This is a genomic window from Cellulomonas sp. HZM, assembly GCF_000708885.1.
Lineage (GTDB): Bacteria > Actinomycetota > Actinomycetes > Actinomycetales > Cellulomonadaceae > Cellulomonas.
Genome location: NZ_JEOE01000020.1, coordinates 1 through 13082, shown reverse-complemented (window position 1 = coordinate 13082; position 13082 = coordinate 1). Strand labels below are relative to the sequence as shown.

Here is a 13082-nt window from a genome sequence, read left to right as displayed (position 1 = left end):
GTTCGGGGCGGGCGTGCTCGCGTCCGTCGTGGTCGGATCCCTCGCGGTGCTGGGGCTCGCGGCCCCCGCGCAGGCCGGTTCGGGCGGTGCGTGGAGCACGCTCGCCACGGGCAGCGGGCTGTGGAACATCACGCAGCCCGACGTGGTGCAGCTGCCGTCGGCGCAGGGCAGCCGGCTGCTCGTCGGCTGGTCCACCGAGGGCACCAGCCAGGGCGTCTACACGCGCCAGGTGAGCACGTCCGGCAAGCCGGTCGGCGGCACGTCGACCGTCGTCAAGGGGTGGGCCTCGCTCGACCAGCGCGTCGCGTTCGCGCGCAGCAACGGCAAGGTGGTCGTCGCGCTTCAGGGCATCCGCACGACGTCGCCGGCGGAGAAGTACCAGGGCGCGGTCGCCTACGCGACGTCGACGAACGGCTCGTCGTGGTCGCTCGCCCCGGGCGGTCTCAGCAGGTCGGAGGCAGGCGGCTACGCGCTCGACGTCGTCGACGTGAAGGGCACGCTCGTCTCCGCGTTCACGCAGTCGTCCGACGACCGGCTGAGCTACCACGTCGGCGCGGACACCGTCATGCCGTCGACGTCGGCCGACCGCACGACCACCGCGCACAGCGGCAACGCGTACGAGGGGGCGCTGGCGCGCGACGCACGCACGGGCGAGGTCTGGGCCGCGTGGTACCAGCTGGGGTCGTCGTCGAAGCCGTCGGACACGGGCATCTGGGTGCAGCGCGTGCTGCCGACGGCGTCGAAGGCCGTGCGGGCCCCGGGGTCCGGCACCGCGCTGCAGCCCGACCAGCGGGTCGCCCTCGTCGCCCGCAGCGGCGGCGGCGTCGTGCTCGCCTACACGGTCGGCTACCCGACCACCAGGTACGTGCGGGTGTGGCGCGTCGGCTCGTCGACCTCGTCGAAGACCTACACCCAGGTCAAGGCCACGGACGCACGTGACGTCTCGGCGAGCGCCGGGCCGGGCGGGCGCGTGTGGGTCGCGTGGGCGACCGCCTACAGCGGCAGCAAGGCCGTGGTGCACGCGGTGCGCAGCAACACCGCGGCGACGCGGCTCGGTGCGGTCGTCGCGTCGAAGCCGGTGCACAGCTCGACGATCTGGAAGACCGCGATCGAGGGGTCGCGCGGTGTCGCCGACGTCGTCGTGACGGCCGACGTCAAGAACGGGTCGAGCGCGATCGGGATCTACCACACCCAGCTCGGCGCCGGGCTGACCGTGAAGACCGGCCCCTCGTCGGTCCGCAAGGCCAAGGGCGGCACGGTGACGGTGACCGTCACCGACGCCGGGGCCAAGGTCAAGGGTGCGACGTTCACCTACAAGGGCAGGAAGTACACGACCGGGTCGCACGGCACGGCGAAGGTCAAGGTCGCCAAGGGAACGTCGAAGGGCACCAAGACGCTGACCGTGAAGAAGTCCGGCTACGTGAGCAAGAAGGCGACGTTCAAGGTCCGCAGCTGAGCGGACGGCGTCGTCAGATGCCCAGCGCGGCGCGCATGTCGTGGGCCACGGCGTCGAGGCGGTCGCGTGCCTGGTGGCGCGCGGCCGTCACGTCGTCGTCGGACGCGTCGGGCTGGAGCGGGACGATCACCTCGAGGTAGCACTTCACCTTGGGCTCGGTGCCGGAGGGGCGCACGACGACGCGCGTGCCGTCCGCCGTCGTCAGCCGCAGCCCGTCGGTGGGCGGTAGGCCGCCGCGGTCGTCGTCGGTGCCTGCCGCGAGGTCGACGACCTCCTGCACGCGCGAGCCCGCGAGCGTCGTCGGTGGTGCCGACCGCAGCCGGTCGACCGACGCAGGGATGGCGGACAGGTCCGTGAACCGCGCCGAGACCTGGTCCGTCAGGTGCAGGCCGTGCCGGCGTGCGAGGCCGTCGAGGACGCCGATGAGCGTCCCGCCGGCGGCCTTGACGCGCGCCGCGAGGCCGGCGATCCGCAGCGCGGCGGTGATGCCGTCCTTGTCGTGCACACGTTCGGGGTCGACGCAGTACCCGAGCGCCTCCTCGTACCCGAACGCGAGCCCGTCGACGCGAGCGATCCACTTGAAGCCCGTCAGCGTCGGGACGTAGCCGATCCCGCGATCCGCCGCGATGCGCTCGAGCAGGCGCGAGGACACGATCGAGCTCGCGAAGCGCGCCGACGACGGGTCGGCGACGCCCGCCGCGACCTCGTCGCCCAGCAGCGCGCCCGTCTCGTCGCCGTGCAGCATCCGCCAGCCCTCGGCGCCGGCGGTGTCCGGGCCGCGGTGCACGTGCACGCGAGGGTCCTGCACGGCGGCGGCGCACCGGTCCGCGTCGGGGTCGAGCGCGAGCACCAGGTCGGCGCGCGCATCGCTCGCGAGACCGAGCGCGAGGTCGATCGCACCCGGCTCCTCGGGGTTCGGGAACGCGACGCTCGGGAAGTCCGGATCGGGCGCCTCCTGCTCGGGCACCACGACGAGGTCCGTGAACCCCGCGCCCTCGAGCACGCGGCGCGCGATCCACCCGCCCACGCCGTGCAGCGGCGTCAGGACCACCTTGAGGTGCGCGGCCGCGGCACGGACCGCCGGGTCGTCGTCCGCGAGCGTGAGCGCCGCCGCGACGTACGCGTCCGCGACCTCGTCGCCCAGCACGGTCCAGCCCGACGAGGCGCGCGGCACGGACTGCACGGACGGCACGCGCGCGATCTCGTGCGCGATCGCGGCGTCGAAGGGCGGCACGATCTGCGCGCCCCGGCCGCCGTCGGTCACCACCCGGCCGCCGAGGTACACCTTGTAGCCGTTGTCCTGCGGCGGGTTGTGCGACGCCGTGACCATGATCCCGGCGTCGGCGTCGAGGTGGCGCACCGCGAACGCGAGCACGGGTGTGGGCAGCGGCTCCGGGAGCAGGAGCGCCTCGATCCCCACCGCGGTCAGCACCGCGACGGTGTCGAGCGCGAAGTCCGACGAGCGGTGCCGCGCGTCGTAGCCGACGACGACCCGCGGGGGAGGCGTGACGCCGTCGAGCTCGCCGATCAGGTAGTCGGCGATGCCGGCGGCCGCGCGGATGACGACCGCACGGTTCATGCGGTGCGGGCCGCCGCCGATCCGGCCGCGGAGCCCCGCGGTGCCGAACTGCAGCGGTCCGGAGAAGCGGTCCGCGAGGTCCTCACGTGCGAGGCGCCTCGCGGTGTCGACGTTCCACTGCGCAGGCGTCGGGTCGTGGCCGTCGGTCGGCATGTCGCCGGGGGCGGTGGCCGCGTCGAGCAGCCTGCGCAGCTCGTCGGAGGTCTGGGGGTCGGGGTCGTCGTCGATCCACGCCCGCACCTGGGACTGCAGCGCGTCCCACGTCTCGCCGTCGTCGTTCGAGCCGGTGGTCATGTGAGCCAACCTAGCGGCGTGGGCGTGGTCCGGCCTGGTCAGAGGTCCTGGTCTGAGGTCCGGTCGTGGTCCCGGTCAGATGCGCCGCACGACCTCCGCGAGCAGCGCGCTGATCCGAGGCCCGGCGGCCTGGCCCGCCTCGAGCACCTCGGCGTGCGAGAGCGGCTGGTCGCTGATGCCGGCGCCGAAGTTCGTCACGAGCGACACCCCCAGCACCTCGAGCCCGGCCTGCCGTGCGGCGATCGCCTCGAGGGTCGTCGACATCCCGACGAGGTCGCCGCCCAGGACGCCCGCCATGCGCACCTCGGCCGGGGTCTCGTAGTGCGGGCCGGGGAACTGCACGTACACGCCCTCGCCGAGCGCGGGGTCCACCTCGTGCGCGATCGCGCGCAGGCGCGAGGAGTACAGGTCGGTGAGGTCGACGAACGTGGCGCCCTCGAGCGGTGACGTCGCCGTGAGGTTGATGTGGTCCCGGATGAGCACCGGCGTGCCGGGACCCCACTGGGGGTTCAGGCCACCGCACCCGTTGGTCAGCACGAGCGTGCGTGCACCCGTCGCGGCGGCGGTACGGACGCCGTGCACCACGCGGCGCACGCCCTTGCCCTCGTACAGGTGGGTGCGCGACCCGAGCACGAGAGCGTGCCTGTCGTCGGCCCCGTCGCCGCCCGCGATGCGCACCGAGCGGATCACGCCCGAGTGCCCGACGACCGCGGCGGCGCTGAACCCCGGCACGTCCGTGCTCGGCAGCTCGGCGACCGTCTCGCCCAGCAGGTCGGCCGCGCCGCCCCAGCCCGATCCCAGCACCAGCGCGACGTCGTGCCGTGGCACGCCCGTGAGCTCGGCGATCGCGGCGGCGGCCTCGCGCGCCACGTCGAACGGGTCGGTCGTCGGGTCGTCGAGGTCGGTGACGTCGCTCATGCGGGAAGGCTAACCCCGGGCACGGCACAATGGTCCTCCGTGAGCACCCCTGAGACCGTCCCCTCCCGCGTCGTCGTCGTCGGCGGAGGCCCCGGTGGCTACGAGGCCGCCCTCGTCGCGCGGCGCCTGGGTGCCGACGTCACGGTCGTCGAGCGTGCAGGCCTCGGCGGCGCCGCGGTGCTGACCGACGTGATGCCGTCCAAGACCCTGATCGCGACCGCGGAGTGGCTCACGATCGCCGACCGCGCGCCCGAGCTGGGCATCCGCGCGGACGGGCTCGCGTCGTCGGGCGCCGAGGCGCGCCACCACATCGACCTCGCCGCGGTGAACACGCGCGTCAAGGCGCTGGCCGCGGCGCAGTCCGCCGACATCCGCGCGCGCCTCGAGCGCGAGGGCGTCCGCATCGTGCTCGGCGAGGGTCGGCTCGACGGGCCGCAGCGGATCCAGGTCCGCACGCAGGCGGGCGAGCCCGACGAGACGCTCGAGGCCGACGTCGTGCTCGTCGCGACCGGTGCGACGCCGCGCGAGCTGCCGACGGCACGCCCCGACGGCGAGCGCATCCTCACGTGGACGCAGCTGTACGAGCTGACGTCGCTGCCGGAGAAGCTGGTCGTCGTCGGGTCCGGCGTGACCGGTGCGGAGTTCGCCGGCGCGTACACCTCGCTCGGCGCGGACGTCACGCTCGTGTCGTCGCGCGACCGCGTGCTGCCGGGCGAGGACGCGGACGCCGCCGAGCTGCTCGAGGGCGTGTTCCGCGGTCGTGGGATGACCGTGCTGTCGCGCTCGCGGGCCGAGGGCGCGCGGCGCACCGCAGACGGCGTCGTCGTGACGCTCTCCGACGGGCGCGAGGTCGAGGGCACGCACGTGCTGTTCGCGGTCGGCTCGATCCCGACGACCGCCGGGCTCGGGCTCGAGGAGGCTGGCGTCCGACTCGCGCCGTCGGGGCACATCCAGGTCGACAAGGTGTCGCGCACGTCCGCACGCGGGATCTACGCGGCGGGCGACGTCACCGGCGTGCTGCCGCTCGCGTCGGTCGCGGCGACGCAGGGGCGCATCGCGATGTCGCACGCGCTGGGCGACGCCGTGAAGCCCCTGTCGCTGCGCGGCGTCTCGGCGAACATCTTCACCGCGCCGGAGATCGCGACCGTCGGCCTCTCGGAGGCGCGCATGCAGGAGGCGGGCATGCACTACACGGTGAGCATGCTGCCGATCACGCGCAACCCGCGCGCGAAGATGCTGGGCGTGCGCGAGGGGTTCATCAAGATCTTCGCGCACCCGTCGTCGGGCACGGTGCTGGGTGCGGTGCTCGTCGGCCCGCGCGCGAGCGAGTCGGTGTTCCCGCTGACCCTCGCGGTGACCCACCGCCTCACGGCCGACCAGGTCGCGGAGGCCATCACGGTGTACCCGTCGATGTCGGGGACGATCGCGGAGGTGGCCCGCATGCTCCACCATCGTTCGGAGGACTGAGGCGGAGCGCAGCGGATCGTGAGGGCGCCCCCAGGCGCACTCGCGATCCGCGGAGCGCAGCCTCAGTCCGACCACGGATGCAGGGACTGACCCGGAGCTGAGCGCAGGGTCGATCCGACCACAAGCACAGGGACTGAGCCCGCGGCCAAGAGCGCGACCGGACGCCGACGACCTACGAACCGCGGCTACCCCCGCGCCAGCAGCACCTCCAGCACCGCGTCCACCACGGCCTCCCGCCCGGCGGCCGCCCCCACGGCCCGCAGGTGCGAGACGCGCACGTGCAGGGGCCGGTCGTCGACGGCGATCCGCAGGAGCCGCGTCTTCAGGTCGTACTCGCACCGCGCGCGGTCGAGCACCTCGGTCGCGCGCGCCTCGACGTCGACCGCCGCGAGCCGGGGGTCGTCCCCGATGCGGATGCCGAGGTCGGACGTGACGGCGACGTCCTCGACCGTGATCGACAGCCGCGAGCCCGCGCGCACGACGCGCGCGGCGACGGGGACGTCGTCGACGAACGCCTCGACGTGGTCGTCGCAGGCCTCGTCGACCGCGAGGAACGTCGCGGTCCACGTGCGGCGCGCGGGCAGCCAGGGGGCGGGGCCGTCGTCGTCCGGTGCGGCCGGTCCGACGGCGAACGTTCCGGTCGCCTGCGTGAAGCGCAGCGCGGTCGTGGCGGTCCGGTCGGCGGGTGTTCCGTCGTCCTCGACGAGGTCGAACGCGCCGTCGGCACCGACGACGACGAGGACCTCGAGCGCCAAGGGGTTCACCGGGTCGTTCCCCGGCACCGCGGCAGCGTCGAGCGGCACGAGCGCTCCCGCGGGGGCGAGCGCGGGGACGTGGTCGAGCGGTCGGTGCAGGACGGTCTCGCGGTCGCCGTCGTAGGCGAGCCCGGTGTGCACGTCGACCCACGTGCCGGAGGGCAGCCACGTGCGGACGGCACCGAGCAGGGTGACGTCGTCCGCCGGGGCCGTGATCGGGGCGACGAGCAGCGACGAGCCGAACATGAACGAGCTCCGTGCCGCGTACGCCTCCGGCGCGGCAGGCCACGAGTGGTAGAGCGGGGTCACCAGCGGGACGTCCTCGCGGTGCGCGCGGTGGTTCATGGTGTGCAGGTACGGCACCAGGCGGGCGCGCATCCGCAGCGCGTCGGTCATCGCGGCGTGCGCGGCGGGGCCGAACGTCCACGGCTCCTTCGTCATGAACGGGCTGTCGGACGAGTGCAGGCGCAGGATCGGGGAGTAGAGCCCGAGCTGCACCCAGCGCGTCGCCAGCTCGTCGTCCTTGATGCCGTGGAAGTGCCCGCCGACGTCGTGGCTCCACCACCCGTAGCCGATGTTGGCGGCGGTCGCGGTGAAGTACGGCTGGAAGTCGAGCGAGGCCCAGGACACGACGCTGTCGCCCGAGAAGCCGACGGGGTAGCGGTGCGAGCCGGGGCCGGCGTAGCGGGAGAACGTGAGCGCGCGTCGGTCGTCGCGGGCGTTGTCGAGGTAGTGCGCGTGGTTGAGCACCCACAGCGGGTCGACGCCGGGCGTGCGCGAGTGCGGCCCGGACTGCCAGTCGACCCACCAGAAGTCGACGCCGTCGTCCTCGAGCCGGCGGTGCAGCACGTCGAGGTAGGCGCGCAGGAACGCGGGGTCGGTGACGTCGAGGTCGATCGGGTCGCCCGCCGACGTGTCGCGCCCGAGCACGCGTGCCATCTCGGCGTACGCCTCCTCGTGCGAGCGCACGCCGTCAGCGGGGTGCACGTTGAGCGTGACCCGCAGCCCGCGGTCGTGCACGCCCGCGAGGAACTTGGCGGGCTCGGGGAACAGGTCGCGGTTCCACGTGTAGCCGGTCCAGCCGGAGCCGAGAGCGGGGTCGACGTCGGTCACGTGCCAGTCCATGTCGACCACCGCGACCGAGAACGGCAGCCCCTCCGCCTGGAACCGGTCGAGCAGCGCGAGGTAGGACTCGGCGGAGTACCGGTGGAACCTGCTCCACCAGCTGCCGAGCGCCCACCGGGGGAGCACAGGCGCGTGCCCGGACACGGCGTGGAACGCGCGCAGGGCGGCGCGGTGGTCGTGGCCGTACGCGAACACGTACAGGTCGGTGCGCGAGCCGTCGCGCCCGACGAAGGCGTCGCCGTCGAGCAGCATGGACGACGAGTCGTCGAGCACCGCGAACCCGTGGGTGGAGACCACGCCGGGGCCGAGCGGGACGGCCCCGTCGGCCTCGTCGAGCGTGCGCGCGGTGCCGCCGAGCGTGCCTTGGGCTGGACCGGCGAGCGAAGCGCCGAGGCTGCCGCCGTCGTCGTCGGCCGATGCGCCGTACCGCCACACCGAGTGGTAGGCCGTGACGCCCCCGCGCACGTGCACCGCGAGGCCGCCCGGGCTGAAGGGTCCGCGGTCGTACACGAGGCGCAGGCGGTCCGTGACGAGCTCGAGGCGGTCGTCGTGCTCGACGACGCGGAACTGCGGCACGGGGAGCTCGCGGTTGACCGCGAAGGTCGAGGCGCGGTCCTCGAAGACGCCGTCGGGCGAGTGCTCGAGCCGCAGGAGGCCGTCGGTCAGGACGGTGATGCGGTAGCGGTCGCCCGTGACGACGGCGCGAGGGTCGGCGACGGCGCGGGTCGGCAGGTGGTGCATGGTGTCCTTCCGGTCTGACGTGTCCTGCCGGTCTGGCGCACGGCCGGCCGGCGGGGGAGTGATGCCCGCCGGCCGGCCTCCGGTCACGTCACTTCGAGTCGAGGATGCCCTGCACCTTGGTCTGCGCCGCGGACAGCAGCTTGTCCACGTCCGCGTCCTTCTTGGTGAGGATCGACTGCATGACCGGGTCGAGCGCGGCGTACAGGTCCTGCGTGCGCTTGCCGGGCTCGGGCAGGAGGGGCTGGTCGAACACGTGGTCCGTGTAGCCCGTCATCTGGTCGAGGGGGAGGTTGACGTACTCCTTGATCCAGCTCTGCTGCTCGTCGTACGTCGCCTTGTCGAACATGGGCAGCTGCGGTGCGCCGACGGGCTGCCCCTCGGCCGCGGTGGTCTTCGCGTCGGTCTTGGCCTGGTCCTCGTCGAACAGCTTCTGCATGTAGTAGAAGTCGATCCACTTCACGGCCGCGGCCTTCGTCGCGTCGTCGACCTTGGCGCTCACCGCGGCGAGGGTGCCGCCGCCGAGCACGCCGGCGTCGGTGCCCTCGAGCGGCAGGACGGTCAGCCCGTAGTCGTCGGGGTTCATCTGGTTCTGCGTGAAGAGGTTGCCGTAGTTGCCGCCGCCCGAGACGTACATGCCGAGCTTCCCCGACGCGAACGCCTGGTTGATCGAGCCCCAGTCGTAGAGGAAGTCGCCGCCCATGGAGTCGTCGGTCCAGCGCATCGTGCGCAGGGTGTCGATCGCCTTGCGCATGCCGGGCGTGTCGATGGTGGCCGTGGTCTGGTCGCCGGTGCCCTCCTCGAGCCGGCCGCCCATCGCGTACGCGAGCGTCGTCAGGATCCAGCCGCCCGTGTTGCTCTTGGTCATGGTGGCGTAGCCCGCGACGCCGGTCTTCTCGGCGATCTGCTTCGCGTCGGCGCGGATCTGCGCCCACGTGGTCGGCGGCTGGTCGGGGTCCAGGCCGGCTTTCTCGAACAGTGCGCGGTTGTAGTGCAGGCCCTGGCTGTAGGCGGCGATCGGGACGGCCCACATCTTGCCGTCCTCGGCCTGGCCTGCCGCGGCGACGTTCGGGTTGAACTTGTCCGCGTAGGGGAGCTTCGCGACCTCGTCGCTGATGTCGGCGATCTGGTTCGCGGCGATGAGCGCGCGCCCGTCGGTGAAGGGGATCGTGAACACGGCCGGCAGCGTGCCACCGGCGAGCTCGACGCTGAAGGTCGTCGCGTCCCAGGTGTACTCACGGGACTTGACCGTGATCTCGGGGTTCGCGGCGTGGAACTGGTCCGCGCGTGCTTGGAACGCGGCGATCGCGTCCTTCGACAGGCCGGCGTCGATCGCGACCTCGAGCGTGACGGGCTTCGGGGCCTCGCTCGTCGTGGCCGACGAGCCGGAGGCGGCGGGGTCGGAAGCGTCGTCGTCCGTGCCGCACGCGGCGAGAGCGCCCGTGCCGAGCACGGCGACGAGGCCGAGCGTCAGGGCCTTGCGGGGTGACGTCATCGTCATCTCCTCAGGATCGGTCGTGGAGTGCAGGGTACGTGAGGTTTAGCGCTATACGTTTAACGCTAAACGCCGCTAGGGTCGGGCGTCAAGCGGCAATCTCCGGGGATCGCCCGGGAGGATGGTCCGGGACAGGGCGACGAGACCGACGACGAGGGGGACCTGCGTGGCGCGCGTGACGCTCAAGGACATCGCCGCGGAGGCGGGCGTCAGCGTGATGACGGTCTCGAACGTGGTCAACGGCAACTCGGGGCGTGTGTCACCTGCCACGGCCGAGCTCGTCGAACGCATCGTGGCGGCGCGTGGCTACGTCCCGAGCGGGCCCGCGCGCAGCCTCGCGGCCCGCCGCACGCGCCTCGTCGGCCTCCTGCTGCCCGCACGTGCCGACGGGACGTCGCTGCTGGGCAGCGCGCACGACGTCAGCGTCGCCGGTGCGCTCGAGGCGGCCCTGCGCGCGCGCGACCACCACGTGATGCTCCGGGGGGTCGCGACCGCCGCGGACGTGCGCGACTCGGTCGCTCGGTGGAGCCTCGACGGGCTCGTCGTCATGGGGTTCACCGACGACGAGGTGCGTTCGCTCGAGCTCCCGGCGGTGCCCACCGTGCTCGTCGACGCCGCGGTGCCGCCCGGGACGCGCGCCGCGGCCGTCCGGGCCGACGACGCGGACGGCGGCCGGCTCGCGGGCGAGCACCTGCTCGCCCTGGGCCACAGGCGCGTCGCGTTCTGCGGGCCGACCGACGTGCGCAGCCAGGTCGTGGACGGCCGCCTGGACGGGCTGCGAGCCGCGCTCGCGGACGCGGGGGCACCCGCGCCGCTCGTGGTCGTCGCGAACACCACCTACGAGGCGGGGCTCGCCGCCGCGCCGGCCGTCGCGGCCGGAGGCGTCACCGCGGTGTTCGCGAGCGCCGACGTGCTCGCCGCCGGGATCGAGCGCGGGCTCGCCGCCGCGGGGGTGCGCGTGCCCGACGACGTCGCCGTCGTCGGGTTCGACGACGCGGAGATCGCCCGGTACGTGAGCCCCACGCTGAGCACGGTGGCCCAGGACACCGCGGCGAAGGGGCGCGCGGCGGCCGAGCTGGTGCTCGGGCTCATCGACGACGAGCCAGGCGCGGGGGCCGTCGCCGGGAGCCCGACGAGATCGCGCGGCGTCGCGGCCGACGACGGCGTCGTCCACATCGGGGTCTCGTTCGTCGCACGGGAGTCGACCGGCACCGTGCGGGCCTGAGCGGCAGGGCCGGCGGGTCGCGCCGACTCACGGCGCGGGCGTCACCACCGCGACGACCGGCAGGTGGTCCGACTCGCGCGGCTCCGTCGGGACCCGCGCGTCGGAGAACGTCACCTGCTGCCCCAGGATCCAGTCGATGCGTTCCACCGGCTCGGTCGAGGGCGACGTGAGCGCACCGCCGTCGCCCGCGGCGTCGACCGCGCTGGTCCAGCCCGCGTCCGTGAGCATCGTGATCTCCGGCGAGCCGGGCGTCGAGTTGAGGTCTCCTGCGAGCACGCTCGGCCCGGTCACCGGCTCGTCCGCCAGCAGGGCGGTGAGCTGCTCGATGCGCGTCGGGGTGTTCTCCGCACGGTGCTGCAGGTGCACGGACGTGACCCGCAGCGACTGGCCGCGCGCCGTCACGACGGTCGCGGAGATCGCCGACCTGTCCTGCGGGCCGGCGCCGTAGGGGAGCGGGTGCACGGCGACGTCTGCGAGCGCCGACCGGGACAGGATCGCGTTGCCGAACTGCCGGTCCGCGGCGGGCGCGAACCGCACGGTCATCCCGAGCCGGTGCGCGAGCCACGTCGCGACGTCGGTGCCGCCGCCCATGACCCAGCCGCGCTCGACCTCCTGCAGCGCGACGACGTCCGGGTGCTCCTCGGCGATCGTGCGCGCGATGCCCTCGAGGTCCACCGCGGTGAGCGGCGAGACGCCGTAGTGCAGGTTCCAGGTCATCACGGTGGGTGCCGCGTTCGAGGCGCGCGCGGGGACGTACGCGCCGGTGGTGCTCGTCGTGCTCGGCACCAGCCCGACGAGCGCGAGCAGCACCGGGGGCCCGAGCATGAGTCGCACCGTGTTGACGCGCGCGGGGATCCTGTCGGCCGCCGACGCGCGTGGCTCGGCGCCCGGCGTGCGCAGCCGCAGCCCCGCGAGCGCGAGGGCCACCGCGGCGGCGACGACGACCCACGCGTTGTCGAACGGCAGCGGGACGTCGTAGTCGAGCATGTACACGAGCAGCACCGCGATCGCGCCGATCCCGGCCACGGCGGTCGCGACGACGGTCCGCCAGGTGCCGAGCGGAGCGGGCCGTCGCGCGCTGAGCGCCGAGGTGAGCACGACTCCCACGACGGCTTGCAGCACGAGCAGCGCGACCAGCGCCGCGGCGCCGGTCCACCACATCGCGGCCGCCACGGCACCGACGAGCAGCACCGCCGCAGCGACCCGCACCGCGCCCGGCGGCGTCGTCGGCCGCAGCAGCACCCACACGCCGACGCTGCCGGCGAGCACCGTCGCAAGCCCGACGACGCCGAGCGCCATACCGGTCTGGGACGCCGCGAACGCCGGGTTGGCGACGATCATCGCGGCGAGCGCGAGGAACGGCCCGAGCGCCCACGTGCGCCGTGGCCGCCCGCTCGCGGCGGGGGCGCGCAGCAGGTAGCGGACGGGCGTGAGCGGCGCGATCGCGACGAGTGCCCCGACGAGCCAGCCGGACCACCCGTCACGCCACACGGCGTCCCACGTCCCGAGCACCAGCTGCACCGACACCGACACCGTCGTGCCGAGCACGATGCCCGTCGCCGCCTGCCGCCCGCCCCCGTCGCGACCCGCGACGAAGGCCACCCCGAGCGTGAACGCGGCCACCGCGGCCGCCACCGTGACCAGCCCGACGACGTACAGCGCCGACCCGCCCAGCCCCTGCGTGACCAGCCGCAGCACCGCGAGCAGGCCCGCGGCGGCGAGCACCGTCCGACCGGTCGGCACGCCCTGGCGGGCGCGCGACGCGACCAGCGCGACGCCCGCGAGCACGCCCGCGCCGGCGTACGTCCCGAGCGCGGTGAGCGCCGCGTCGAGCGTCCCGACGCCGAACGCCCGGTCCAGCAACGGCCCGCTCATCCGGATCGCCTCGACGACCGCGACGGTGAGCGCCGCGGCGAGCCACACGCGCGTGGGGGTGCCCGCGTCGGGCGGCAGCTGCGACTCGGCGGGTCGCGTCGGCTCGCGGGGCTCGTCGGGCGGCGCGGTGGTGCTCACGACGAGGACGCTACCGC

At 74.1% G+C, this 13082-nt stretch carries 8 protein-coding genes; 3 read left to right on the top strand and 5 right to left on the bottom strand.

Annotation, left to right across the window (positions count from 1 at the left end; all coding sequences use genetic code 11):
* The first annotated feature begins 13 nt into the window (after positions 1-13).
* A complete protein-coding gene (locus AW16_RS0111415; RefSeq protein ID WP_029290467.1) occupies positions 14-1456 on the top strand; it encodes a hypothetical protein in 1443 nt (480 codons plus the stop codon).
* Between the two features lie 13 nt (positions 1457-1469).
* On the opposite strand, the gene AW16_RS0111410 is transcribed toward AW16_RS0111415, so the two are convergent.
* Both AW16_RS0111410 and AW16_RS0111405 read right to left on the bottom strand, forming a co-directional pair.
* Complete coding sequence (locus AW16_RS0111410; protein ID WP_029290466.1) at positions 1470-3329, bottom strand: phospho-sugar mutase; 1860 nt, start codon at positions 3327-3329, stop codon at positions 1470-1472.
* A 75-nt stretch (positions 3330-3404) separates the two neighbouring features.
* Entirely contained in the window at positions 3405-4247 is an 843-nt protein-coding gene (locus tag AW16_RS0111405; RefSeq protein ID WP_029290465.1) for a purine-nucleoside phosphorylase, read from the bottom strand.
* Between the two features lie 39 nt (positions 4248-4286).
* Here AW16_RS0111405 and AW16_RS0111400 point away from each other — a divergent pair, with 39 nt between their 5' ends.
* Positions 4287-5714: an NAD(P)H-quinone dehydrogenase gene (locus AW16_RS0111400; protein WP_029290464.1), complete on the top strand. Its 1428-nt coding sequence runs from the start codon at positions 4287-4289 to the stop codon at positions 5712-5714.
* A gap of 185 nt (positions 5715-5899) precedes the next feature.
* Here the strand turns inward: AW16_RS0111400 and AW16_RS0111395 are convergent, their stop codons facing one another.
* Both AW16_RS0111395 and AW16_RS0111390 read right to left on the bottom strand, forming a co-directional pair.
* A complete protein-coding gene (locus AW16_RS0111395) occupies positions 5900-8335 on the bottom strand; it encodes a glycoside hydrolase family 31 protein (protein ID WP_029290463.1) in 2436 nt (811 codons plus the stop codon).
* Between the two features lie 88 nt (positions 8336-8423).
* Positions 8424-9827 (bottom strand): ABC transporter substrate-binding protein, encoded by a 1404-nt coding sequence (locus AW16_RS0111390; RefSeq protein WP_029290462.1) that lies wholly within the window; start codon positions 9825-9827, stop codon positions 8424-8426.
* 166 nt (positions 9828-9993) lie between these two features.
* On the opposite strand from AW16_RS0111390, the gene AW16_RS0111385 reads away from it, so the two are divergent.
* Positions 9994-11052: a LacI family DNA-binding transcriptional regulator gene (locus tag AW16_RS0111385; RefSeq protein ID WP_051681889.1), complete on the top strand. Its 1059-nt coding sequence runs from the start codon at positions 9994-9996 to the stop codon at positions 11050-11052.
* A 27-nt stretch (positions 11053-11079) separates the two neighbouring features.
* On the opposite strand, the gene AW16_RS0111380 is transcribed toward AW16_RS0111385, so the two are convergent.
* Positions 11080-13065 carry an endonuclease/exonuclease/phosphatase family protein gene (locus AW16_RS0111380; protein WP_029290460.1) on the bottom strand — a complete coding sequence of 662 codons (1986 nt, stop codon included), beginning with the start codon at positions 13063-13065 and terminating at the stop codon, positions 11080-11082.
* Positions 13066-13082: the final 17 nt, after the last annotated feature.